Origin of the sequence: Nonomuraea sp. NPDC026600 (assembly GCF_040638335.1) — a bacterium.
In the GTDB taxonomy this organism is placed as follows: domain Bacteria; phylum Actinomycetota; class Actinomycetes; order Streptosporangiales; family Streptosporangiaceae; genus Nonomuraea.
On record NZ_JBEZYD010000037.1, the window covers coordinates 116778 to 138360 of the forward strand.

21 protein-coding genes and 1 tRNA gene are annotated in these 21583 nt (G+C 66.7%); 10 read left to right on the forward strand and 12 right to left on the reverse strand.

Going from position 1 to position 21583, the window contains the following annotated elements; all coding sequences use genetic code 11:
• The first annotated feature begins 282 nt into the window (after positions 1 to 282).
• The 8 genes from dnaN (at position 283) to AB0F17_RS51695 (ending at position 9968) form a co-directional block, all read left to right on the forward strand.
• Positions 283 to 1422: a DNA polymerase III subunit beta gene (gene dnaN, locus AB0F17_RS51660; RefSeq protein ID WP_358039813.1), complete on the forward strand. Its 1140-nt coding sequence runs from the start codon at positions 283 to 285 to the stop codon at positions 1420 to 1422.
• Between the two features lie 48 nt (positions 1423 to 1470).
• Positions 1471 to 2409 (forward strand): phosphogluconate dehydrogenase (NAD(+)-dependent, decarboxylating), encoded by a 939-nt coding sequence (gene gnd / locus AB0F17_RS51665; RefSeq protein WP_358039816.1) that lies wholly within the window; start codon positions 1471 to 1473, stop codon positions 2407 to 2409.
• A gap of 84 nt (positions 2410 to 2493) precedes the next feature.
• Positions 2494 to 3726, forward strand: coding sequence for a DNA replication/repair protein RecF (gene recF / locus AB0F17_RS51670; protein WP_358039819.1), 1233 nt, complete (start codon positions 2494 to 2496; stop codon positions 3724 to 3726).
• Entirely contained in the window at positions 3716 to 4213 is a 498-nt protein-coding gene (locus AB0F17_RS51675; RefSeq protein WP_358039822.1) for a DciA family protein, read from the forward strand. The genes recF and AB0F17_RS51675 overlap by 11 nt, the downstream gene beginning before the upstream one ends.
• A 321-nt stretch (positions 4214 to 4534) precedes the next feature.
• Entirely contained in the window at positions 4535 to 6478 is a 1944-nt protein-coding gene (gyrB, locus tag AB0F17_RS51680) for a DNA topoisomerase (ATP-hydrolyzing) subunit B (RefSeq protein WP_358039825.1), read from the forward strand.
• Positions 6479 to 6512: 34 nt separating this feature from the next.
• Positions 6513 to 9020: a DNA gyrase subunit A gene (gene gyrA / locus AB0F17_RS51685; RefSeq protein ID WP_358039827.1), complete on the forward strand. Its 2508-nt coding sequence runs from the start codon at positions 6513 to 6515 to the stop codon at positions 9018 to 9020.
• Positions 9021 to 9023: 3 nt separating this feature from the next.
• Complete coding sequence (locus tag AB0F17_RS51690) at positions 9024 to 9746, forward strand: DUF3566 domain-containing protein (RefSeq protein WP_358039830.1); 723 nt, start codon at positions 9024 to 9026, stop codon at positions 9744 to 9746.
• 145 nt (positions 9747 to 9891) lie between these two features.
• Positions 9892 to 9968 (forward strand) — tRNA-Ile (locus tag AB0F17_RS51695).
• A 63-nt stretch (positions 9969 to 10031) separates the two neighbouring features.
• On the opposite strand, the gene AB0F17_RS51700 is transcribed toward AB0F17_RS51695, so the two are convergent.
• From AB0F17_RS51700 to AB0F17_RS51730, 7 genes are all read right to left on the reverse strand, one after another.
• Positions 10032 to 11210 carry a site-specific integrase gene (locus AB0F17_RS51700; protein ID WP_358039833.1) on the reverse strand — a complete coding sequence of 393 codons (1179 nt, stop codon included), beginning with the start codon at positions 11208 to 11210 and terminating at the stop codon, positions 10032 to 10034.
• On the reverse strand, positions 11210 to 11389 hold the full coding sequence (locus AB0F17_RS51705; RefSeq protein WP_358039836.1) for a helix-turn-helix domain-containing protein: 180 nt from the start codon (positions 11387 to 11389) through the stop codon (positions 11210 to 11212). Before AB0F17_RS51705 ends, AB0F17_RS51700 begins: the two co-directional genes overlap by 1 nt.
• Before the next feature lie 10 nt (positions 11390 to 11399).
• Positions 11400 to 12965: a replication initiator gene (locus tag AB0F17_RS51710; RefSeq protein ID WP_358039839.1), complete on the reverse strand. Its 1566-nt coding sequence runs from the start codon at positions 12963 to 12965 to the stop codon at positions 11400 to 11402.
• Between the two features lie 68 nt (positions 12966 to 13033).
• Positions 13034 to 14458 (reverse strand): FtsK/SpoIIIE domain-containing protein, encoded by a 1425-nt coding sequence (locus AB0F17_RS51715; RefSeq protein ID WP_358039842.1) that lies wholly within the window; start codon positions 14456 to 14458, stop codon positions 13034 to 13036.
• 83 nt (positions 14459 to 14541) lie between these two features.
• On the reverse strand, positions 14542 to 14841 hold the full coding sequence (locus AB0F17_RS51720) for a hypothetical protein (protein ID WP_358039844.1): 300 nt from the start codon (positions 14839 to 14841) through the stop codon (positions 14542 to 14544).
• Entirely contained in the window at positions 14838 to 15107 is a 270-nt protein-coding gene (locus tag AB0F17_RS51725; RefSeq protein WP_358039847.1) for a hypothetical protein, read from the reverse strand. The genes AB0F17_RS51720 and AB0F17_RS51725 overlap by 4 nt, the downstream gene beginning before the upstream one ends.
• Positions 15107 to 15520, reverse strand: coding sequence for a plasmid replication, integration and excision activator (locus tag AB0F17_RS51730; protein WP_358039850.1), 414 nt, complete (start codon positions 15518 to 15520; stop codon positions 15107 to 15109). The genes AB0F17_RS51725 and AB0F17_RS51730 overlap by 1 nt, the downstream gene beginning before the upstream one ends.
• Before the next feature lie 357 nt (positions 15521 to 15877).
• Here AB0F17_RS51730 and AB0F17_RS51735 point away from each other — a divergent pair, with 357 nt between their 5' ends.
• A complete protein-coding gene (locus AB0F17_RS51735) occupies positions 15878 to 17092 on the forward strand; it encodes a barstar family protein (RefSeq protein ID WP_358039852.1) in 1215 nt (404 codons plus the stop codon).
• Between the two features lie 19 nt (positions 17093 to 17111).
• Here the strand turns inward: AB0F17_RS51735 and AB0F17_RS51740 are convergent, their stop codons facing one another.
• From AB0F17_RS51740 to AB0F17_RS51760, 5 genes are all read right to left on the reverse strand, one after another.
• A complete protein-coding gene (locus AB0F17_RS51740) occupies positions 17112 to 17933 on the reverse strand; it encodes a protein phosphatase 2C domain-containing protein (protein WP_358039856.1) in 822 nt (273 codons plus the stop codon).
• A 2-nt stretch (positions 17934 to 17935) separates the two neighbouring features.
• Positions 17936 to 18775, reverse strand: a complete 840-nt coding sequence (locus AB0F17_RS51745; RefSeq protein WP_358039858.1) for a sigma factor-like helix-turn-helix DNA-binding protein — start codon at positions 18773 to 18775, stop codon at positions 17936 to 17938.
• Between the two features lie 146 nt (positions 18776 to 18921).
• Entirely contained in the window at positions 18922 to 19158 is a 237-nt protein-coding gene (locus AB0F17_RS51750; RefSeq protein WP_358039861.1) for a hypothetical protein, read from the reverse strand.
• A gap of 47 nt (positions 19159 to 19205) precedes the next feature.
• A complete protein-coding gene (locus AB0F17_RS51755) occupies positions 19206 to 19592 on the reverse strand; it encodes an ATP-binding protein (RefSeq protein ID WP_358039864.1) in 387 nt (128 codons plus the stop codon).
• 105 nt (positions 19593 to 19697) lie between these two features.
• A complete protein-coding gene (locus AB0F17_RS51760) occupies positions 19698 to 20540 on the reverse strand; it encodes a helix-turn-helix transcriptional regulator (protein WP_358039867.1) in 843 nt (280 codons plus the stop codon).
• Between the two features lie 405 nt (positions 20541 to 20945).
• Here AB0F17_RS51760 and AB0F17_RS51765 point away from each other — a divergent pair, with 405 nt between their 5' ends.
• Positions 20946 to 21518 carry a hypothetical protein gene (locus tag AB0F17_RS51765; protein WP_358039869.1) on the forward strand — a complete coding sequence of 191 codons (573 nt, stop codon included), beginning with the start codon at positions 20946 to 20948 and terminating at the stop codon, positions 21516 to 21518.
• The last annotated feature ends 65 nt before the right edge of the window (positions 21519 to 21583 follow it).

The window sequence follows — 21583 nt, forward strand, 5'->3', positions numbered from 1 at the left end:
CCGGTGGATGAACGCACCATGATCTGGGGACGAGCTGTGGGCAACGAACGTTCATCCCCAGGCGCCGAAGTTTCCCCCAGGCGCCACCCACATCCTCAGTGGATGACGCCACGCATATTGACCTGGGGAAACGCTGGTTGTCCACACTATCCACACCCCCTAGTGTGATGACCACCTATCTCTCTTACTAAGAAACTCAAGACCCATAGAGGGGTTCTCCCGGAACCGAGGTGCGGGAGAGGCGACACTTGAGTCAACGACGAAATCCGGAGGCTGATGACCGTGATGTTCCGAATCGAGCGAGACGTCCTCGCTGAGGCGGTGGCATGGACGGCACGCAGCCTCCCCGCGCGGCCGTCGGTGCCCGTCCTCGCCGGAATGCGCATGGAGGTCACCGAGGACCAGCAGCTGAAGCTGTCGGGCTTCGACTACGAGGTCTCCGCCGAAGTGACGCTCGAACTCCACACCGGTGAGGCCGGCGTCGCCCTGGTCTCCGGCAAGCTGCTCGCCGAGATCACCCGCGCGCTTCCCGCACAGCCTGTGGACTTCGTCGTGGAGGGGGCCAAGGCGGTCGTCACTTGTGGCAGCGCCCGGTTCACCCTGTTGACCATGCCTGTGGAGGACTACCCGTCGCTCCCGGCCATGCCGCCGGCCGCCGGCCGGGTGGGCAGCGACGTCTTCGCCGCCGCGGTCGGCCAGGTCGCCGTCGCCGCCGGCCGGGACGACACGCTGCCCATGCTCACCGGCGTACGGATGGAGATCGAGGGCGACACCGTCACCCTCGCCGCGACCGACCGTTACCGCCTGGCCGTACGCGAGCTGAAATGGCAGCCGGACCAGCCCGACTTCGCGGCGATCGCGATGATCCCCGGCAAGACGCTCGCCGACTCGGCCAAGGCGCTCGGCGCGACCGGCGCCGAGGTGGAGATCGCGCTCAGCGCGGCGGGCGGCGCCGGAGAGGGCATGATCGGCTTCTCCAGCGCTGGACGGCGGACCACGACGCGGCTGCTCGACCCGGAGTTCCCCAAGTACCGTTCGCTGCTGCCGACGGAGTTCTCGGCGCGCGCCGACTTGTCCACAGCCGCGTTCGTCGAGGCGGTCAAGCGCGTGGCGCTGGTCGCCGAGCGCAACACGCCGGTACGGCTGGCGTTCAAGAGCGGCGAGGTCGTGCTGGAGGCGGGCAGCGGCGACGAGGCGCAGGCCGTCGAGGCCCTGCCCGTGGACTACGAGGGCGAGGAGATGAACATCGCCTTCAACCACCAGTTCCTGCTGGAGGGCCTGGGCGCGATCGACTCCGACGTCGCCCGGCTGCAGATGACCACGTCCACCAAGCCCGCCATCCTCACCGGCGGCAAGCCTGTGGATGACGGCGGGGTGCCGGACTACCGTTACCTGATCATGCCGATCCGCCTGTCGAGCTGAGAATCCCATCGGGGATTATGGAGCTCTGACTAGGGGAGTTGGTACACCATGCAGATCGGGATGGTCGGACTTGGCAGGATGGGCGGCAACATGGCCGAAAGGCTGCGCCGCGGGGGTCACGAGGTCGTCGGCTACGACCACCATCGGGAGGCCAGCGACGTCGGCAGCCTGAAAGAGCTGGTCGACAGGCTGGAGGCACCGCGCGCGGTCTGGGTCATGGTCCCGGCCGGCGTGCCCACCCAGCAGACGGTCGACGAGCTCGGCAAGCTCCTCTCCGAGGGCGACGTCGTCATCGACGGCGGTAATTCCCACTATGTGGATGACCAGAAGCACGCCGCCGAGCTGGCCGAGAAGGGCATCCGGTTCGTCGACTGCGGCGTGAGCGGTGGCGTCTGGGGCCTGCAGAACGGCTACGCGCTGATGTGCGGCGGCGACGACTCCGTCGTCCGGCACCTGATGCCGATCTTCGAGACGCTCAAGCCGGAAGGCGAGGACGGCTTCGTCCACGCGGGCGCGGTCGGCGCGGGCCACTTCGCCAAGATGGTCCACAACGGCATCGAGTACGGCATGATGCAGTCCTTCGCCGAGGGCTGGGAGCTCCTGGAAGCCTCCGACATCGTCACGGACGTCAAGGGCTGCTTCAGCAGCTGGCGCACCGGCACCGTGATCCGCTCCTGGCTGCTCGACCTGCTGGTGCGGGCGCTCGACAGCGACGAGCACCTCGACGAGCTGCGCGGTTACGCGCAGGACTCCGGCGAGGGCCGGTGGACCGTCCAGGCCGCGGTGGACCACGCCGTGCCGCTGCCTGTGATCACCGCCGCGCTGTACGCCAGGTTCGCCTCGCGCCAGGAGGACCCGCCCGCGATGAAGGTCGTCGCCGCGCTGCGCAACCAGTTCGGCGGCCACCCGATCGCCTCGGCGGAGGGCTCGGTGGGCATGGGCGCCGACTCGCCCGGCGCCGACGTGACACCGCCGAAAGTGCGGTGATCCCCCACCGGGATCCCCCACCGGTTTTCCACAGGCGCAAGCCGGTGACCCCAGTGACGGGCGCGGCACACTAACCTTCTTGGGGTGCACGTCGCCCACCTCTCGCTGACCGACTTCCGGTCCTACGCATCCGTGGAGCTCGGCCTGGAGCCGGGCGTCACGGCGTTCGTGGGGCCCAACGGCCAGGGCAAGACCAACCTGGTCGAAGCCCTCGGCTACGTCGCGACGCACTCCAGCCACCGGGTGGCCTCCGACGCGCCTCTCGTACGGCAGGGCGCGAGCAGGGCGATCGTGCGCTGCGCCATCCAGCGGGACGACCGCCGGGCGCTGGTCGAGCTGGAGATCAATCCGGGGCGGGCCAACCGCGCGCGGCTCAACCGCTCCCCCGTGTCCAGGCCGCGTGACGTCATCGGCCTGCTGCGCACGGTGCTGTTCGCCCCCGAGGACCTGTCGATGGTCAAGGGCGACCCCTCCGAGCGGCGGCGTTTCCTCGACGAGCTGCTGGTGAGCCGCACTCCGCGGTTCGCCGGCGTACGCGCCGACTACGACCGCGTGCTGAAGCAGCGAGGGGCGCTCCTCCGTGCGGCCTCGCAGGCCCGCAGAGGGGCCAGGAGCGCCCGAAGGGCCGAGAGTGACACCGGATTCTCGGCGGCGGGCGCCGGCGACGTCCTGAGCACTCTGGAGGTCTGGGACGCGCATCTGGCGCGGCACGGCGCGGAGCTCCTTCAGGCACGGTTCGATCTCATCGACGCGCTGCGCCCGCTGGTCGCCGGAGCCTATGCCGCGCTCGCCCCCACGAGCGCCCCCGCGACCCTGGCCTATCGCAGCACTTTGTCCACAGGCACCGACGCGGCTGAGGACGAAATCCCCGGTGAGACGGGATCTTCCGATGCACAGACGTTATCCACAGACTTGGGGAAAACCCTTGAAGAACGGCTCCGCGAGCGGCTATTGGAGGTCCGCGCGGCAGAGCTGGAGCGGGGTGTCACGCTCGTCGGCCCGCACCGCGACGACCTGATTCTCGGCCTCGGCGAGCTGCCCGCGCGCGGCTACGCCAGCCACGGCGAGTCGTGGTCGTTCGCCCTGGCGCTGCGCCTGGCCGCCTACGACCTGCTGCGCGCCGACGGCGGCGATCCGGTGCTGATACTCGACGACGTCTTCGCCGAGCTCGACAGCCAGCGCAGACGCCGTCTGTCCGAGATCGTCGCCCCCGCCGAGCAGGTGCTCATCACCGCGGCGGTGGACGACGACGTGCCCGCCGAGCTGATCGGGGGCAGGTTCGACGTCGCCGAGGGGAGCGTGAAGCGTGTCCGCTGAAGACAACCCCACCACCAGGGGTGCCGCGATGGCCAGGGAGAAGCTCGCCCAGGCCAAGGCCGACGCCGCCAAGCGCGGCCAGTTGCCCCGCCGCGAGCCCAGGCGCAAGGCGGGCCCGCGCAGGGACGCCGGCGATCCCCAGCTTTTCGGACGCGCGATCATGGACTTGCTCGCCGAGCGGGGCTGGGAGCGGTCGGCGGCCGTCGGCGGGGTGTTCGGCCGGTGGTCCGACATCGTCGGTCCCGATCTGGCCGCGCACACCAAGCCGGACTCCTTCGACGACGGGGAGGTGCTGATCATCGCCGACTCCACCGCGTGGGCGACCCAGGTGCGCCTGCTCGCGCGCACTCTCGTACGTCGGCTCAACGAGGAGCTCGGTCACGGCACGGTGACGAAGGTGAAGGTCAGAGGCCCGCAGAACGCACCGCGCACGTCCGGTGGCCTCAGAGTGACCGGCAGCAAGGGTCCAGGAGACACGTACGGCTGAGCCAAATCGGCGAGAAAACCCATCAGAGAGCCGCAGGCGCGATGACCCCCATTCCTGTGGGGGGATGCTTGAAGCGGGGGAAATCGAGCGACAGGCCGTTACAGGCGCGTTCAATGCCACCTTGGGCCCTCAGAGCCGGTAGAATGAAACTGGATTCCGGACACGTCCGTTTGCGTGTCACCCCCGGCACGTATACAGCGCCGATCCCCCTGGGTGACGATCGCAACGGGGCACTCACGACGGTGACGGGCACGGCAGGGGCAGCTAGCTTGACAAGTGTCGCCTCCCCAGCCGCGTGTCCGCGGCAGGAGGATTTGGCACTTGTCCTACGACGCTAGCTCAATCACCGTACTCGAAGGGCTTGAGGCGGTTCGCAAGCGCCCGGGTATGTATATCGGTTCGACCGGTGAGCGCGGTCTGCATCACCTGGTCTACGAGATCGTCGACAACGCGGTGGACGAGGCCCTCGCGGGCCACGCCGACCTCATCGACGTCACACTGCTCGCCGACAACGGCGTGCGGGTCATCGACAACGGCCGTGGCATTCCGACCGGCATCCACCCGGTCGAGAAGCGTTCCGCCGTCGAGGTCGTGCTGACCACCCTGCACGCCGGCGGCAAGTTCGACAGCAAGTCGTACGCGGTCTCCGGCGGCCTGCACGGCGTCGGCTCGGCAGTCGTCAACGCGCTGTCCACCGCACTGGACGTGGAGGTCAAGCAGAACGGCCACATCTTCCGGCAGCGTTACGAGCACTCCAAGCCCACCGCGCCCCTCGCGATGGACGGGGAGACCACCGAGACCGGCACCACGATCACGTTCTGGCCCGACGAGGACATCTTCGAGACCACCACCTGGAACTTCGAGACGCTCTCGCGTCGCTTCCAGGAGATGGCCTTCCTCAACAAGGGCCTCACGATCGTGCTGCGCGACGAGCGTCCCGACCACGTCAACGGCGAGTCCGTGAAGGTCGAATACTGCTACCAGGGCGGTCTGTCCGACTTCGTGACGCACCTCAACTCCAAGAAGGAGGCCGCGCACGCGTCGGTCATCGACTTCGAGGAGCACGGCGAGGGCGTCTCCGTCGAGATCGCCATGCAGTGGAACAACTCCTACAGCGAGTCCGTCTACACCTTCGCCAACACCATCAACACGGCGGAGGGCGGCACCCACGAAGAGGGCTTCCGCGCGGCGCTGACGTCGATCGTCAACCGCTACGCGCGCGAGCAGAAGTTCCTCAAGGAGGGCAAGGACGACAACCTCTCCGGCGAGGACGTCCGCGAGGGCCTGACCGCGATCGTCTCGATCAAGATGGCCGACCCTCAGTTCGAGGGGCAGACCAAGACGAAGCTCGGCAACACCGAGGCCAAGTCGTTCGTCCAGAAGGCCTGCAACGACCACCTGCGCGCCTGGTTCGAGCGCAACCCCGGCGAGGCCAAGGACATCATCAACAAGTCGCTGCAGGCCGCCAGGGCCCGCCTCGCGGCTCGCCAGGCACGCGACCTGACGCGGCGCAAGTCGCTGCTGGAGTCGGGCAGCGGCCTGCCGGGCAAGCTGGCCGACTGCCAGTGGAACGACCCGGACAAGTGCGAGCTGTTCATCGTCGAGGGCAACTCGGCCGGTGGCTCGGCCAAGGGCGGCCGCGACTCGCGCTTCCAGGCCATCCTGCCGATCCGCGGCAAGATCCTCAATGTCGAGAAGGCCAGGGTCGACAAGGTCCTGCAGAACACCGAGGTCCTGTCGCTCATCACGGCCATGGGCACCGGCGTGCACGACGAGTTCGACATCAGCAAGCTGCGCTACAACAAGCTGATCCTGATGGCCGACGCCGACGTCGACGGCCAGCACATCACCACGCTGCTGCTGACGTTGCTGTTCAGGTTCATGCGCCCGCTGATCGAGAGCGGCCACGTCTACCTGTCGCAGCCGCCGCTCTACAAGATCAAGTGGGACCGCAAGGGCGACGACGCTTCCTACGCCTACTCCGACCGCGAGCGCGACGCGATCATCGAGGACGGCATCGGCCGCGGCAAGCGCGACCCCCGCGCCCACGACGGCGTCCAGCGGTTCAAGGGTCTTGGCGAGATGAACGCCAACCAGCTGTGGGAAACCACCATGAACCCTGACTCCCGCATCCTGCTGCAGGCCACGCTCGACGATGCCGCTCAGGCCGACGAGATGTTCAGCGTGCTCATGGGTGAGGACGTCGAGGCGCGCAGGGCCTTCATCATCCGCAACGCGCGAGATGTCCGTTTCCTAGACGTGTAGCGCTCAGCCGTACAGTAGAAAAGGATCATTACACGTGACGGAAGTGAACACTCCGCCTCCACCGTCTACAGACCGCATCGAACCGGTCGACATCCAGACCGAGATGCAGCGCAGCTACATGGACTACGCGATGTCGGTCATCGTCTCGCGTGCCCTGCCGGACGTGCGTGACGGTCTCAAGCCGGTGCACCGCCGCGTGCTCTACGCGATGTACGACGGCGGCTACCGCCCCGACCGCGGCTACTTCAAGTGCTCACGCGTCGTCGGTGACGTCATGGGTTCCTACCACCCCCACGGCGACAGCTCGATCTACGACGCCCTCGTACGGCTGGCGCAGCCGTGGTCGCTGCGCCACCCGCTGGTCGACGGGCAGGGCAACTTCGGCTCCCCGGGCAACGACGCGCCCGCGGCGATGCGCTACACCGAGTGCAAGCTCGCGCCCATCGCCATGGAGATGCTGCGCGACATCGACAAGGACACCGTCGACTTCCAGCCCAACTACGACGGCCGCTCGCAGGAGCCCATCGTACTTCCGGCGCGTTTCCCCAACCTGCTGGTCAACGGCTCGGGCGGCATCGCGGTCGGCATGGCGACCAACATCCCGCCGCACAACCTGCGCGAGGTGGCCGAGGCCGTCAAGTGGTCACTGGACAACCCCGAGGCCAGCGACGAAGACCTGCTCGAGGCGGCCATCGCCCGCGTGAAGGGCCCCGACTTCCCGACCAAGGCGCTGATCGTCGGCCGCCGTGGCATCGAGGACGCCTACCGCACCGGCCGCGGCTCGATCACCATGCGAGCCGTCGTCGAGGTCGAGGAGGACAACAAGGGCCGCCACGCCCTCGTCATCACCGAACTCCCCTACCAGGTCAACCCGGACAACCTCTCCTACAAGATCGCTGAGCTGGTCAAGCAGGGCAAGGTCACCGGCATCGCCGACGTACGCGAGGAGTCGTCGTCCCGGGTCGGCCAGCGGCTGGTCATCGTGCTCAAGCGCGACGCCGTCGCCAAGGTCGTCCTGAACAACCTGTACAAGCACACCCAGCTCCAGGACACCTTCGGCGCCAACATGCTGGCCCTGGTGGACGGGGTGCCGCGTACGCTGCGGCTCGACCAGTTCATCACGTACTACGTGGCGCACCAGATCGAGGTCATCGTCCGCCGGACGCGCTACCTCCTGCGCAAGGCCGAGGAGCGCGCCCACATCCTGCGCGCGCTGCTCAAGGCGCTCGACCGGATGGACGAGGTCATCGCGCTGATCAGGCGCTCGCCGTCGGCCGCGGAGGCCCAGGGCGGCCTGATGACGCTGCTGGACATCGATGAGATCCAGGCCCAGGCCATCCTCGACATGCAGCTGCGCAAGCTCGCCGCACTGGAGCGCCAGGCGATCCAGGACGAGTTCGACGCGCTGATGACGGCGATCGCCGACTACCAGGACATCCTGGGCTCGGAGCCGCGGCAGCGGCAGATCGTCGGTGACGAGATGGCCGAGATCGTCGCCCGCTTCGGCAACGACCGGCAGACCGAGATCGTCGCCTACGACGGCGACATGTCGATCGAAGACCTCATCGCCGAGGAAGAGATCGTCGTCACCATCACCCGTGGCGGCTACGCCAAGCGCACCCGTACCGACCTTTACCGGGCGCAGAAGCGCGGCGGCAAGGGCGTCAGGGGCGCGCAGCTGCGCCAGGACGACATCGTCGACCACTTCTTCGTCACGACGACCCATCATTGGTTGCTGTTCTTCACGAACAAAGGCCGCGTTTACCGCGTCAAAGCGTACGAACTGCCCGACGCCGCGCGTGACGCGCGGGGCATGCACCTGGCGAACCTGCTGGCAATGCAGCCCGACGAGACCGTTATGGAGGTCCTCGACCTGCGTGACTACGACGTCGCCCCCTACCTCGTCCTGGCCACCCGCAGTGGCCTGGTGAAGAAGACCCGCCTGTCCGAGTACGACTCCCCCAGGTCCGGCGGTCTGATCGCGATCAACATCCGCGACGACGACGAGGTCATCGGGGCCCGCCTGGTCTCCGAGGAGGACGATCTGCTGCTCGTCTCCAAGGGCGCGCAGTCCGTCCGGTTCACCGCCTCGGACGAGGCGTTGCGCCCGATGGGCCGGGCGACGAGCGGTGTCATCGGCATGAGGTTCCTCGAGGGTGACGAACTTCTCGCCATGAATAGAATTGCCGATGGTCAACATGTGCTTATCGCGACCAAGGCTGGGTACGCAAAGCGGACACCCGTCGAGCAGTATCCAGTTCAAGGACGTGGCGGTAGGGGCGTGCTGACTGCGAAAATCGTCAGTTCCCGTGGCAAGCTGGTCGGAGCAGTCATGGTCAACCCAGAGGATGAGGTCTTCGCGATCACGTCCGCCGGCGGGGTGATCCGGACGAGTGCCGGCGAGATCAAGCAGTCCGGCCGCCAGACCATGGGAGTGCGTTTGATGAATCTCGCTGAAGGCGACAGCGTGGTGGCCCTCGCCCGGAACGCCGAGTCGATGGAGACTTCGGCGGAGAGTGAGGAAGACGGGGGAGGAGAGTAGGTCATGAGCGCCCAGGGTGGCTCCGCCAGGACCAAGGCGGCCCGGGACAACGGCCAGCAGCCGAAGAAGCCCAACGAAACTGAGATCTTCGACGGGGTCGACGAAGAGAAGGCCACGCCTCCGCAAGGAGTCACGCCTCCGCAGGGACCCGCGCCTTCACAGGGGCCGGCGCCTTCGCAAGGTGCGGCGCCTTCGCAAGGCGTGGCGCCGGTCATGGGTCAGCCAGGGGGGGAGCAGCAGCCGGAGGGCAACGAGACGGTCCGACTCCGTCCTTCGCTCACCTCCGAGGCCCCTCCGCTTGTCGAGATGCCTAAGAAGAAGTCCTCCAACTCCGCGGGAGCCCGTCTCCCCCGTAAGGCCCATTTGGTCCTGCGTCGCGTCGAGCCGTGGTCGGCCATGAAGTTCAGCTTCGTGGTCTCTCTCGTCTGTTTCGTGGTGCTTTTCGTGGCAGTAGCCGTGCTGTACGGCGTTCTGTCCGGCTTGGGCGTTTTTGACTCCCTTGTGGACCTGGTCAACCAGCTCGGCAAGGGGGAGCAGGGGCAGAACTCGATTCCGATCGACATCGCCTCCTGGTTCGAGCCGGTCCGCATCCTCGGCTACACCGCCCTCATCGGCGCGGTGAACGTGGTGCTCATCACTGCACTGTCCACGCTGGGGGCGGTCATCTACAACGTCGCCTCCGACCTGGTGGGTGGCGTCGAGGTGACCTTCAGCGAGGCCGAGTAGCTTTTCGGGTTAAGGCTTTTGAGCTCGCGTCGCCGCCGATCTTTCGGGGGCGGCGCGAGCAACGCGGGAGAGGCGGTAAGCTTTTCCTCGTCCGAACAACCGGTTCGCCTTCCCTTGCGGGGATGCGATACCGTTCGGTGTGCGCGGGGCTATAGCTCAGACGGTTAGAGCGCTTCCCTGATAAGGAAGAGGTCCCAGGTTCAAGTCCTGGTAGCCCCACCAGCGAAAAGCCCCGAAGCGATCATGCTCCGGGGCTTCTTTACTGCAACTGGTGCTGCAACGGCCCTACTCGAACAGGTCGTTGACCTTTTGGATCGCGTTCTCACGGCTTTCACCGTCGCCGTGCGTGTAGATCTCCATCGTGACCGAGATGCGGCTATGGCCGAGGATCTCCATTGCATCGCGTGGCGCGACTCCGAGCTTCTTGAGCAGCGATGCGGCGGTGTGTCTTAGGTCGTGAACGCGGATCACGCGCAGCTTGGCCGCCTTGAGGATCCTGGCGAAGGAGCGCGCGAGGTTGCTCGGTTCGATCGGTAGCCCGGATTTGGTGGTGAAGACCAGCCCGGTATCCGTCCAGGTGTCCCCCGCCCGCTCGCGCATGATCTCTTGTCCCCTGCGCTGGATCTCTAGGGCATCCCGGACGATGCCGAGTAGAGGCAGCGACCGCTTGCCGGCGTTCGTCTTCACGGGACCGTGGTACAGCTCCTTACCGACTCTCACGAGCTGGCGCCGGATGTTCACGTGACCCTCGTCGAAGTCCACGTCAATCCAGCGGAGTCCGAGGGCCTCACCTCGCCGCAGGCCATAGACCAGGAGTAGGACGAAGGCCGGGTAGAGCTGATCGGCACGCGCAGCCTGGAGGAACGCTCTTGCCTCATCGGCTGTCCAAGGCTGGTTGCGCTGGGAGTCGAGCGGAGGCAGCGACGCCAGCCTTGCGACGTTGCGGGTAAGGATCTCTTCGCGCATCGCTCGCGTGAGAGCCGCGCTGAGGACGTTCCGCATGACGTGGACGGTCCCGATGGCGTGATCTCCGTTGAGCGTGCCGTTCAGGAAGGTCTGCACGTCGGCGACCGTGAGTCTGTCGAGCTTCTTACGGCCGAGGCGCGGCTTGAGGTAGAGACGGACGATCGTTTCGTACTTGGCGTAGGTGGTCTTGCGGATGGAGTGACGGGCAACCTCGTTCAGCCAATAGTCGAGGTACTCCCCCACCTTCCATGCGCGGTTGGCGACCGGGACGCCCTGTCGCGACTTGGACTTCAGCTCATCGATCTTGCCTCGCGCCTCGTCGGCGGTCTTGCCGTAGACCGTCTTGCGCTTCTCCGTGCCATCGGTGGTGAGGACGTAGACCTGCCCACACCAGGTGCCGTCCGCGCGCTGGTACACCGTCCCCTCGTTGTTGGCGCGCTTGCGACGGGCCTTCTTGCGCGGTTGTTCGTCGGGAGTCCCGATCAGGGTCTTGGTCATCACGCGGCCTCTTCCATGAGTTGATCGACGAGTGCGTTGATCGCGCAGACCGGCACGAGGCGACGTCGACCGGCCTTGATGGACTTGAGTTGGCCCGAACGGATGAACTTGTAGAGGGACCAACGGCTGATGCGGAGCTGTGCTGCGGCCTCTTCGACGGAGAGGACAGGTCCGTCCACCACGTCTCCCCTAGGCCGCATCTGGAATTGCCGAAAGATCTTGGCCGTCTGCTTGGGCCTGGAGTAGGGCCATGTGGGCGCGCCAGCGTTGCCGCTCAGCGACCGACCGAAGGAGGCGCACGGCCAGAGGTGCGACGTTGGCATCACCGGCTGGGACGGGCTTCCAGACGTAGCGGTGTGGGTCTGGTGGTTGGTCGCTCTGGCCGAGGGCTTGCAGGACCCAGGTACGGCGGTCTTGCTTGTGTTCGGCCAGGGTCTTGTTCGACCACTTGCGCGAGACCAGGACGCGCCGTCCGGCGTAGCCGAGGTGATCGGGCTTGTGAGCCTTGCTCCGGCACCGGCCGGGAGTCATGCCCGGTTTGGCGTTCTTGGGTTGGACCCCGTAGCGCAGCCAGTTGGGGCAGGTGGGTGCGCAGGGTTCGAAGCGCAGCGCCTCAGTCATGCGTGCCGCGTGATCTTTCTGGGCCTGGTCGTCTGGGTCGAGGCTGTCACTGATCGATTTGGTCAGGTACTTGGACAGGTAGCGGATGCACTGGTCGGCGTCAGGAGTGCCTGCCAGTACGCCCTGAACGTCGACTTGGACGCCGAACCGGGAGACGTGCAGGGGTTCGGCCGCTTGGTCGGTGTCGAGCTGGTCGAGGGCCTGGTCCCAGGTGGGCAGTACCTCGCCGGTTGTCGGGTCGAGGTAGCCGATGCCGTCTTCCCATACGGGCAGGTGCTCACCGTCGAACACCACGTCATCAGCCGGAGGCCACCAAACTTGGTGGTAGGTCGCGGCGGCGATCTGCTTGATCTCTGCTCTGGGCAGGGTGCCCCGGATGGCCATGTGCAGGTGCGGCGCGAGCCGTTTCTGGGGTTCGACGGCGGCGAAGTACTGCACGTCATAGCCAGCGACGCGGCGAAGGTTCTGCACGAACCGGTCCACCAGCTTGGAGAAGTGCAGCGCGTCACGGGCAGCCCGCGCGTAGTCGTAGGTGTCCGGGTCGACCGGGACGCCGTTTCGGATCTTGCCGTAGGACGGCAGGGTGAGTGTGGCGAACAGCGACGGCCGGTAGGTCTTACCGTCCGAACTGGCGAAGGTCCGCCCGAGCGTAGTGCCGGTCATCCTGCGCTTGGGTAGGTCCGGAGCGTCCTGCCGCCGTCTGGTCGAGCGGTTGCGCTTAGGGACGGCCCGACCGAGCACGTTGCCGCGCATACCCGTGTCGTTGATCTCCTCATCAAGGCCTGTGATGACCGCGTCCAGGTCGGTGGTGTCCGCGCCCGCTTGGTCGGCCTGATCACGCTGGGCTTGGATGTCGGCACGGAACTCGATCAACCAGCGCTGGGCCTCGTTCGGCTCGTCCGGTGTGATGATCGGTTCGGCCTCCAGGTGCCAGCCTTCCCGGCATTGAGCCATGCGTAGCTGCCGGTTGCGCTTGGCGCAGGGTGGGCATGTGGCCTCCAGCGTGGCCCCGCACGGCACATCGACGATCTCCCACTTGCCCGTGTGCATGTCGAGCCGTTTGAGGGGCACCGGCCGGATACAGACGCCGTGCTGCTTGGCGACCTCCACGGCCACCTCACGGGCCAGGGGCATCGCCATACGCAAGGCGCGGGGTGTGGCTCGATCAGTCGCTCCAGCCACCGTCCCAACCGCTTCGCGCGTCATCGCCCCTCACCGCCCGCGTAGGCAGCCACCATGGCGCGGATGTCGGTGTCGGCGACGTAGGCGGCCCGGACGCGGATCGGGTCGGGTGAGGTTTCCAGCCGGACGTAGCCGATGCCCGCGCCCAGCTCCGGGATCGGGGAGATGTGGTCGGCCAGGGCACCCCGGTCGCGTGCCCCGTCGCCAAGGACCATGTCGACCTGTTCGGACTCGTCGAGGCGTAGGGCGATCTTGTCGGGGAACAGGTTGCGGATGTTCATGACCTCCTTGCGCGGGTCCTGGAGCGCTGCCAGGACGCCGACGCCGACCGCGCGGCCTTGTGTGGTGAGCGTGGCCAGTGCTGCGGAGATGCGCCGTTTCAGGTCCTTGTCGGCCTGGTAGGCGGTCAGGAACGCCACCTCGTCGACGACGACCAGGACGAACGGGTCATCCACGGTTGGGGTGTGGTTGCGCTGGACGCCGCCGAAGCGGGCGGCCCGTTCCTGCATGACCTTGACGGCCGCCTCCAGCAAGTCGGCGCACTGCTCCGGGGTGGCTGCGTACCGGTCACCGAACAGGGCACGGCCGAAGGACAGTTCCATCAGCTTGGGATCCAGCGCCCACACCTGGACCAGGCCCGCCCGCAGGGCCGGGAGCAGGGCGCGGATGGTGGACCAGATGATCGAGCCCTTGCCCGCCCCGGTAGCACCGGCCACCAAGATGTGCGTGCCGAGGATCTTCAACAGCCACGGTGTGCCGTCTTCGCGCTTGCCGATCTCGACCGGTCCCACGGTCGGCACGGCCGGGATGGGCAGCGCCGGGATCGGAACCGCCAGTGGATCACGGCGGGGGAAGGTCAGCACGAGGCGTCCGGCCTTGAGGATGGCGACGCGGCAGGAAGGCGCGCCGAAACCGTGGGCGAGGTGGTCGATGCGGTCGGACCAGTCCTTGACGGCTTGCCCGTCGAGCATGCGCACGGTGACGTGGTCGGCCCAGGAGGTGCAGGTGACCTTGCCGAGCCGGGGGAGGTAGTCGCGTCCCATGGCGTGTTTGCCGAGCCCGGACACGATCATGACGGGTTGCCAGTGGCGCCGGTAGATCCAGATGAGCCGCCACCAGGCCAGCAGTCGCCGGCCGATCAGGTGGACGAACGACGTGCGATCCGTGAGGAGCCAGGCGATCAGCCCGACCGGGAAGGGGGTGAGCAGCAGCAGCGCGACGCGCCAGCCGTACAGCCATGCCAGTGCGGCGGGAGTGAGCACGGCCAGCACCGCGACGGGGTGTCGCCAGGACAGCCGGACGAGCCCGACGAGGAGCCGCCAGGCGAAGATGACGATGGTGATGATGGCGGGGGTGGTGACGACGGCCGGACGGAAGACGATGGCCGTGTCAGGGGTGGTGGAGACGAGGCTGCGAGCCTCATCGCCGGGGAGCTTGCGGAACATATGCTTGGAACCTCTCGTGAGTGAGATCAGGGAGAACCAAGGGGCCGCCGGAAGTTGGCGCTTCTGGCGGCCCCGCCCATGGGTCAGGCCGCAGCTTCGTTGGCTGGCTGGGGGATGTGCAGGCGCTCGCAGTCGGCCAGGTATTGAGCGGCGGCGTTGAAGATCGCGCGAGCGGTGGCGATGTCCTTCTCGGTGATCGAGCCCTCTCCTGAGGGGGACACCGACACCTGAGCCTCGTGAGTGTCGAGGAACAGGCAGGGACGCTCGTTGCCGACGATGAGCGTGCTCGCCTGGAGCGCTGAAGTGTGGAAGGAGACGCCGATGCGCGGGTCGCGGTCGTCGTCGATGGAGAGCGTCACGTAGGTGTATGGCTTGGCGCTCATGCCGCCACCCCCTTGCCGTTCGGGCGGCCCCGGTACATGAGCTCCACGGATCGGGCGAAGTCGTGCGCCTCCTTGGCGAGCTGGCGGGCGAACTCCACTTCGGCGGCCGTCACCCGATCCGACGCGGACAGGACGAGCTGGATCTGAGCGGTGCCGAACCTGAGCGCCAGGACCGGCGTCCGCAGCGGGAAGGCATGGGTCTTCGCCGTCGCGCCGGAAGCGGTGTTGATGGTGATCACGCTGGTAGCGCGAGCCTGCCGCCTCATCACGCCGCATCCTTCGAGGTCGCGGTGTGCTTGGCGGCCAGGCGCGGCGCGACCATTTCGCGTGCCTTGATCGAGTACGCCAGCCGCCCGGACTGGTTGACGTACGGCGTGACCGTCATGTGGTCGAACTCGACCGGCGTGAACGGCGAGCCGGGTAGCGGAGCCGGGGGAGTCGGCTGGATCGGGCTGAGGATCTTCACGGCCACGGTCTTCTGAGCGGCCTTGAGCGACGGGTCGCCGTCCATCACGGGGACCTGCCAGACGAGCTCACCCGACTGCTTGTCGCGGGCCTGGACCGGCCGCTTCTCGGTTGAGGCGTCGAAGTCCTTGACCGCCTCGACGTCGCCCACGATGTAGCAGCCGTGGGGGAACACCATGGCGAACGTGACCGGGATCGGTCCCTGGAGTGCCATCGTCCATCACCCTTCTGTCGATCCCCCTATACAGCTGCGGAGCTGCCGCGATGTGGACTGTCTAGGGGGCTATGCAAAGCACGATAACCACGGTGTGCCCACACTGTCTAGGGGGGTAAACATTTAGGTATTGGATTGAGCGCGACGGCCTCATTTCGCCGGCCTCGCGAGGCTTTCACCTTCGACCCGGAGATCAACAAGCAGCGCCATTTGATGGAACGCTGTCGCGCAAGCTCTAGCAGTGGCTGCTCGCCAGCAGGCCGTACCGCGGAGAATGCCCGCGGGCTTACATGGCCGCGAAGTGCCGGTACCGCTCAGCCGTGCCCATCGGTCCTCCAACCGTTAGGGTCTGTCGTGATGACGACTTCTGCCTTATCGGGCGCGCGGTGGTTGCTGCTGGACGAGTACACCGCTGAGGTGGGTGGGCCAGACGTCACGCTGGGCGTGTGCTACGACATCGACGAGCTCTTCGTGGACCCCGAGCCCTTGCCTCCGCCCGAGACCTTCACCCTGCTCGGCTGCGATCCGGCAGGTCCGCTGCTGGAGGCGCTGCGGCATTTGGGGACCGAGCGGGCGTGGCTGCCCAGCATCGCCCTGACGCCCGTCCACCGACCGGAGCAGCGACCCGCCGGGTGCTGGACATACGAGTACGGGTGCACGTGCGAGGAGGAGCTCATCGATGTCACCGTGATCAGCCGACGCCCGTCGGCGGCAGGGGACGGTCTGGTGGACCTCGACTTACGCGGATATGTCCGGCTGCTTCCGGAGTGCGAGATGCCAGAGGAGAAGCCCGACGGGACGGGGTTCCGGCTGTCCACGCTCGATAACGAGAAGCTTGGCGAGTGCCTCGACGTCGCCGGAGTCTTCCGCGTGCGCCCCGCCGCCCCCGTCCGGCCGGTGACGCTGATCGGCTTCCGTCCCGAAGCGCCGCTGCCCGGGACCGTCGAGGGACACAGGATCACGGCGTCCCTCCTGGCCGTCCAACGCGATGGACGCATCGCTGGATGGGCCGGGGTGCTGTCGGCCGCCGTCGTCTCCGCCCGACCGTCGAGGTTGGGCGACGGCCTGCTGGACATCGCCCTGGACGACGGGGTGGAGGAGCCGCTGTCGAGTGGCGCTCGTGAGATCTTCCAGATGTGGTACGACGGCGGCCCGGCCGAGCCCAACCTGTGGGCACGCTACGACCGGCTGCTGCGGCACGAATGGTCCGGCGTGGCGGCCAGTCACCGTCCTCATGGCCTGCCTGACAAACCGGCTGGAACGACGTATCACCTCGACGGCCGTTTCGTCACCGACATCGATGCCTTCTACTGCGCCATCGGCGAGGCGATCAACGGTCCCGGCGGCTACTTCGGCTCGAGCCTCGGCGCCCTGCACGACTGCCTTGGCGGCGGAGGGGGTGCCGTCAGCCCGTTCCGGCTGGTCTGGCACCACTCCGACGTGGCTCGCCGGCATCTCGTCCCTGGCTATGACCGGTCCAGCTATGACCTGCGGTATTGGAGTCCGAACGTCGAACCGGGCGACCTCTTGGAGATCTTCTCCGAGCACGGTATCGAGGTCGAGCTCCGCTGACCCAGCCGCTGGCCACCTCTCATCTTCCGAACCGGCAGTAGAGCGCCGTAGCGTCGTCGAAGGTCTTGCCGCGTGGCCAGCGGGAACCGTTCGGGTCGGACTGCTCGGCCATGCGAACCTCATGGATGAGGCCGGACGGTCTCCGGTGGTCGAGGAGGTCTATGGCTTGCCGCCAGGTGGCTAGCCCGAAACGGTCGACGAGGCGGGTTGCTCCGTCGCTGAGGAGCGCTGCCGCTCGGACGTGACTTGTGGGGATGGTGCCGACCAGGGCTTGTTCGGCGGCGAGGGGATCGGTCGCTGCGACCCAGAAGCCGCCGTCGCGGTTGCGGTGGTGGCGCATCCCCTCGACGTAGTCGCGGTGTGCCGCGATGTGTTCGGGGCTGCCGGAGTCGAGGGCATCCATGGTTGCCCGGTAGCGAGCGCCTACGTGGGCTTCGCGGTCATCGGTGATCACCATGGGCTCCGCCTCGCCGACGTCGAGCACAAGGGTGGAGTCGGCCAAGACGAGCCAGTCAAGGGCGTCACCGGTACACCGGAGCATGATCACGGTGGCGGACGGGGTGCCGGGATGGGCCAGGTCGCACGTGCTGTCATGCAGGGAGGCGACGGTTTTGATGCCGCTGGCGAGCGTGTCGGTCAAGGATTCGGCGCTCTGGGTCATCGATGCGACCAAGGTGGAGCCCAGCGTCCGTGAGTACCAGGCCACGCCGTGCGCACAGCCAGACTCGGAACCGGGTGGGGTTCCCGCTCCGTCCAGGAGGACGGCGATATCGGGGGTGGCGGCGGCATAGTCTTCGTTGTCGCGGCCCGGGGCCGCTTCGGTGGCGAAGGCGACGCGCACGGCTACTCCTCTTCGTGGCGATACAGCGGGCTGGCCAGTTCGGACCTGACAGGTTCCCCGGTCGCGAGTTCGTATTCGACCCGCACCACAGTGGAGAAGCGCCTGTCGCCGGCCTGCCCCCACAGGGTCGCGATCTCGGTTTGCAGAAGTTGGACCACGCCGAGGCTGCCTTGTGGGTGGATGCCCGTGAAGACGAGAAGGTTGCCCTTGCCGTCGGGACGGGCCAGGCGCCCGAGGTAGGCGTAGTCCACGTTGCTTGACGGTTCACTGTCGGAGCCGGAGCGGTAGATGTCGCCGGTACGTCGGTCGCGCAGCGTCCAAGCGCCGTCCTTGACCCACTCCAGTACCGGATCAGACTCATACAGGGCGCCCATCGCGGGCGAGAGCCGAGGGCCGCAGATGACGATCAGGTTCGGGCGGTTGAGGTTGATCTCGCCACCGATGGCGACGTGTTCCAGTTCCATCGCCAGGTCGAAGCCGCGGGCGAGGTCTTCCAGCCGCTTGGCGGCCGTGACATCCTCCATGGCGACCACAGGCCGGGCGTTGGTCGCCTCCTGCTTGAGAGGGGTGGCCAGGGTGATCGTCCCCGTGCCGAGGAACGTCCCTTCGGGGGCAGGCCCGGTGTGGCGGATCTGATGGATGCGTCCGCGTGTCAGTCCCGCCTCCTTGGCGATCTGGGCGTAGGACATGCCCTGGGCGTGGAGGTCTTGGATGACTCTGCGTCGCAGCCGGGACAACTCGGTGACCTCTTGCTGAGCCGCGTTGAGGCGTTCTGTTGCGACTCTGAGCAGTTGGTACGGGTCGTCGATCGCGGTGATGCGCTCCACGTCGTTCGGTGGCATGGTTTCCCCTCTGTGATCCACCACAAAGTCTAGGGCTCTAGACAGTTTGTCGTCTATCCCCCTTGACAGTACGGTTTTCAGGGGTTCGCCCGTTACGGGATGCGTTGCGCGGATCGACGAGCGCCGATTGGGAACCCCACGCGGACTCACTGCAGGCATCCATTCAACAGCAATGCCCACATCTGGAGAGCTTCGGCACGCGGTGTCCGATGCGACTCCTCGACGATGATGGATGTCCCCCTGATGATGCGACGAAGGAAGGCAAGGCCGCCCGACTCGCACAGTTCGTAGACGGTCTCGCTCTCGTGGCAGGCGCAGGTCCACGCGATCACCCGGCAACGGTCGTCGGGGGAGCGCCCCGGTTGCTGCCAGTCCACGTCCACACTGGCCGTCCTTTGGCGGGGGACATGCGGGGACAGGCAGTCGTCGTTCACCGGATGCCGCTTACCGGGGTGGGAAGGATGGCCCACACGGTGCGACCGTTGTCGTCTCCGGCGACGCCCCACGCGACGGACATGCGGGACACGATGAGCAGGCCGCGCCCTCCCGGCTCGTCCAAGCGCGACATGAGAAGCTCGGGAGTGCCGTTCCCGCCCTCGTCCATGACGCCCAGCCAGAGTTGGCCCGGCTGTGCGTGCACGCTGACGACGAAGCGGCCCCCGAACCTCCCGCTTGCCGTGTGACGTATGGCGTTGGTGGCCAGCTCGCTCACGATGAGCTCCGCGTCCTCGACCACCGGCCAATCCTTCAGAAGGTAGGAGACGAATCGGCGGGCCTCGGTGATGGAGGCTCGTGAGCCGAGGAAGTGACGAGACATACGCCATGGCATGGCCAGCTCCGATGTCTAGGGGGCTATACGTCCATGTCAACAGCGTATGAGTGATGCTAAGGCACGCTCAAGTTATTGCATGCATAAAATGCGTCAGAGTCTGGAACGGGACTCCAGCTGCTGGAAGTCGCTGGCGATCTCGGCGAGCAGGGCCCGCAACGCCCCGCCATACACCGCTACCGACCCAAACGCCTCGAAGGTCTCGACATGCGCGCCAACCCCCTCCGGATCGGTCAGCGTGAGATCACCCGTGAGACTGTCCACGATGCTCGTGGAGCCGTCGAAGATCGTGAAGCCATGTAGGGGGAAGCAAGGTGCCTCCACCGTCCACGGCACCACACCGAGCCCAACATGAGACAGGGTGGACACCTGGGCGAGCCGGTCGAGTTGCGCCATCATCAACGCGGGGGAGCCGGGCCAGGTACGCACCGCTCCCTCGGTGAGGAGGAAGGAAAACTCCCGCTCGGAATCGAACAGCACGGCTTGTGCTTCCAGCCGGACCGCCGCAGCCTTGGCCGCATCCGCCTCATCGACATCACGGCCGATGGCCAGAGCCAGCCGGGCATACTCCGCCGTCTGCAACAGCGCGGGGATCATCGCCGGCTGAAACGCGACCACCCGACGAGCCGAACGGAAACGAGCCGCGTTCGCCGCCTCACGCCCCGCAAGACCACCCTTGAGCCGGGAAACCTCATTGCGCAGCCGCACCAGAAGGGCATCCAGCCCCGCACGCCCGGACTCGTCGAGCTCCAGCGCAGCAGAGAGGCGCTCCACTGTGTCAGGTGTTGGAAGGAGCTGACCTGTCTCTATCCGCGAGATCGTTGGTTGGGCGACCTGAGCACGCACGGCGAGTTCCTTGCCGGTCAGCCCGGCATCCCTGCGCAGTCGTCGCAGCAGCTCACCCAGCGCCCTCAGCCGATCCCGCCGATCCTCCACACACGCCGTTCTACCACCGGCCACACACCGATCACTGCCGAATTGTTCTCATAGGGATCAAGGGGCGGCGGCGCTGCGCGCCGTCGCCCGGCCCTGCGCCTGCGGCGCACGCCGGGCATGCGGCCTGGGGGCCGGTCCCGACGTGCGGCAGGGCTCCGGGCCGTCGCCGCACGTGCGCCGCGCCGTACCTACGTCCCCGCCGGCCTTTGGTCGCACCGCCGCCCAGATGCAGCCCGACGATCGCCTCATCGTGGCTGAGGTCTGCCGTGGTCGGGGGCGATCGAAGATCCAGGGTTCGTTCCTCACCCTGGCTCACCGAGGAACGAGGTTGGGCGCCGTTACATCGAGAAGCAGGAGCTTCCGGCGAAGGTAGTCCGAACCGCCTGCGGCTCAGATAATGGGATCATGGAATCCGCTGAGGAGTGGGATCGGTGCTTGGGGTGGACGTTCGAGTTGATCTCGGAGGATCCTGTTCGGCGTGAGCGGGCGCGCGGCCGACTGAGGGTTACTCAAGATCGCCGTAGTAAGGCGTTGTATGCCTTCAATGAGGTCTGGCGAGATGAGGAGTTGTCGGCCGCTGATCAGGCAGGAGGCCGATACATCGCAGAGCGAGGAAGAACGCTGCCAGATGCTTTGTGGGAGTTCATTCCCGCTGAGTCCTACGCCGATTGGGGCGGACTGAAATATGTCCTGCTCTATCTGGAGTGGGAGGCCCGATACCCGGACGAGTGGATAGCCTCTGCCAAGAGCTGGGGGACAAAGCACGGTCAATTGCATGATCTGGCCAGGGCCGTGCCATATCTGGCGACTGAGCTGATCGATCAGCTGGTTGACTTGATTTGCCTTGCCGTACGGCGTGAGCACCGTTGCGAAGATGAGGGATATGCCGTACTGGCCAGGGTGGTTGGCGGATTGCGGTTACGTCGTCTCCTGCTTGAGATCGCCGATGATCGTAGACATTCAGCCTGTGCGCGATAAGTGACGGGCGTTCTGGTCTCGTCACATGGTGTGATTTTGATCATCTCGGCCGGGCATGGTGAGAT

Bases quoted from the DNA above. Each gene is read 5' to 3' on its own strand.
- gnd (WP_358039816.1), top strand. From the start codon at position 1,471: ATGCAGATCGGGATGGTCGGACTTGGCAGGATGGGCGGCAACATGGCC.
- AB0F17_RS51690 (WP_358039830.1), top strand. From the start codon at position 9,024: ATGAGCGCCCAGGGTGGCTCCGCCAGGACCAAGGCGGCCCGGGACAAC.
- AB0F17_RS51700 (WP_358039833.1), bottom strand. From the start codon at position 11,210: ATGACCAAGACCCTGATCGGGACTCCCGACGAACAACCGCGCAAGAAG.
- AB0F17_RS51710 (WP_358039839.1), bottom strand. From the start codon at position 12,965: ATGCCCCTGGCCCGTGAGGTGGCCGTGGAGGTCGCCAAGCAGCACGGC.
- AB0F17_RS51715 (WP_358039842.1), bottom strand. From the start codon at position 14,458: ATGTTCCGCAAGCTCCCCGGCGATGAGGCTCGCAGCCTCGTCTCCACC.
- AB0F17_RS51720 (WP_358039844.1), bottom strand. From the start codon at position 14,841: ATGAGCGCCAAGCCATACACCTACGTGACGCTCTCCATCGACGACGAC.
- AB0F17_RS51725 (WP_358039847.1), bottom strand. From the start codon at position 15,107: ATGAGGCGGCAGGCTCGCGCTACCAGCGTGATCACCATCAACACCGCT.
- AB0F17_RS51730 (WP_358039850.1), bottom strand. From the start codon at position 15,520: ATGGCACTCCAGGGACCGATCCCGGTCACGTTCGCCATGGTGTTCCCC.
- AB0F17_RS51735 (WP_358039852.1), top strand. From the start codon at position 15,878: ATGACGACTTCTGCCTTATCGGGCGCGCGGTGGTTGCTGCTGGACGAG.
- AB0F17_RS51745 (WP_358039858.1), bottom strand. From the start codon at position 18,775: ATGCCACCGAACGACGTGGAGCGCATCACCGCGATCGACGACCCGTAC.
- AB0F17_RS51755 (WP_358039864.1), bottom strand. From the start codon at position 19,592: ATGTCTCGTCACTTCCTCGGCTCACGAGCCTCCATCACCGAGGCCCGC.
- AB0F17_RS51765 (WP_358039869.1), top strand. From the start codon at position 20,946: ATGGAATCCGCTGAGGAGTGGGATCGGTGCTTGGGGTGGACGTTCGAG.